Annotated in this window: 2 protein-coding genes; one reads left to right on the top strand and one right to left on the bottom strand. The window is 64.6% G+C overall.

The window, feature by feature from the left end; all coding sequences use genetic code 11:
• Positions 1-608 (bottom strand): MBL fold metallo-hydrolase (locus ACXJL8_RS40755; protein WP_456687003.1); only part of this gene is annotated, 608 nt, incomplete at its 3' end.
• Positions 609-865: 257 nt separating this feature from the next.
• On the opposite strand from ACXJL8_RS40755, the gene ACXJL8_RS40750 reads away from it, so the two are divergent.
• Positions 866-1,517: alkaline phosphatase family protein (locus ACXJL8_RS40750; protein WP_456687002.1), on the top strand; the 652-nt coding region annotated here is incomplete at its 3' end.

Here is a 1,517-nt window from a genome sequence, read left to right as displayed (position 1 = left end):
GGCGAATGCCCCGGCGTCGGCGTCAGCGTGACGGTGTCGTCGAGCGCGTAATCGTCATCCACCAACAGCGCCTGCCCGGCCTCGACGATCGGCAGGCAATTGTCGCGGAAGACGGTGCCGGGCGGGTTGCTGCCCCTGGCGTGCTCCGCCTCCCAGGCTGCGTATTCTCCTTTGTGAAAAACATATTTCGCGTTCGGGAATGTCGGCACCCAGCGGCCATCGCGCAAAATCGTGTTCCAGCCGGTATGGTCGATGTGGAGATGCGTGCAGAACACATAGTCGATCTGCTCGAAACCGATGCCGAGCGCGAACAGCTCGTTGCGCCAGCGTTCCTTGCCCGGAAAATCGAACGGCGGCGGATGGCCCTTGTCYTCGCCGGTGCAGGTGTCCACCAGGATAGTATAACGCGGCGTGCGCACGACGAAGGTCTGATAGGTGATCACCATCATGCCGCGCGCGGCGTCGAACACCTCCGGCTCCATCGTCGGCAGATGCTGCTTGAACAGGCCGTCGTCATAAGCCGGAAAAAAATCTTGCGGCCGCCGCCACGGCCCCTCCCGCTCGATCACCGCATCGATGGTGATGTCGCCGATCCTGAGCTGCTTCACGCCTTCACTCCCAAATTTTCTCAAGCGTAGCGAACGAGTTCGCAGCGTTCAAGACGCGCGAGCGCAGGCCTGCGTTGCTGGGTTCCCTTCACTTGCGCGACAGAGATGTTGGTTGGACGCTTGCGACAACGATCATGCAGCGACGCACATGCGTCGCTCAAGCGTCATACGCGCGTCGTCGGCCGCACTCGATACTCCACGTGTCATTCCAGGTTAAACGCGCACAGATTGCGCGGCAAAATGCATGGGGCGCTCACGTGAAAAAGCTCTTCTCCCTGATATCTTCGCTATCGCTCGCGGCAACGCTGGCCGGCGCCGCGGCGCCGGCACTCGCCGATCAGGACGACAATGGCCGCGACCGCGGTTCCGACAACTCCGGTGATCGCGACCATGATCGGGGCCACCATCACGGGCGCAGGTCGCCGCCGGTGGTGCTCATCTCGCTCGACGGTGCCAAGCCTGATTTCATCAAGCAGTTCATCGAGGAAGGCGTGCTGCCGCGCGACGGCGGCCTGGCGCGGCTGAGCCGCCGCGGTGCCGTGGCCTTGCAGAACGTGACGGCCTCGCCGTCGCTCACCGCAGTGTCGCATATCGAGATCGCCACCGGCTCGACCGCCGTCCACAACGACATCCCCTCGAACACGTTCCAGGCGATCGTTGGACCGATCTCGTCGAGTCTCAGCGGCTTCGCGGCGCCGATCGGCGGCTACCGCGAGAGCCCGCTCGGGCCCTCGCCGCGGCCGAGCGCGTTGCCGCTGTGGGTGCAGCTCCGCCAGCAGGGAAAGAAAGTCGTCACCGCAACGTGGCCGGGCGGCGACGGCGCCGACATCTCGATCAACGGCACGGTGGTGCAACCGGCCCAGCCGGTCCGTGTCACCGACTACACCGTGCCGTTCGGCGCATTCGGCG

The organism is Bradyrhizobium sp. P5_C11_2 (assembly GCF_054049755.1).
This window is presented reverse-complemented; position numbering and strand designations above follow the sequence as displayed.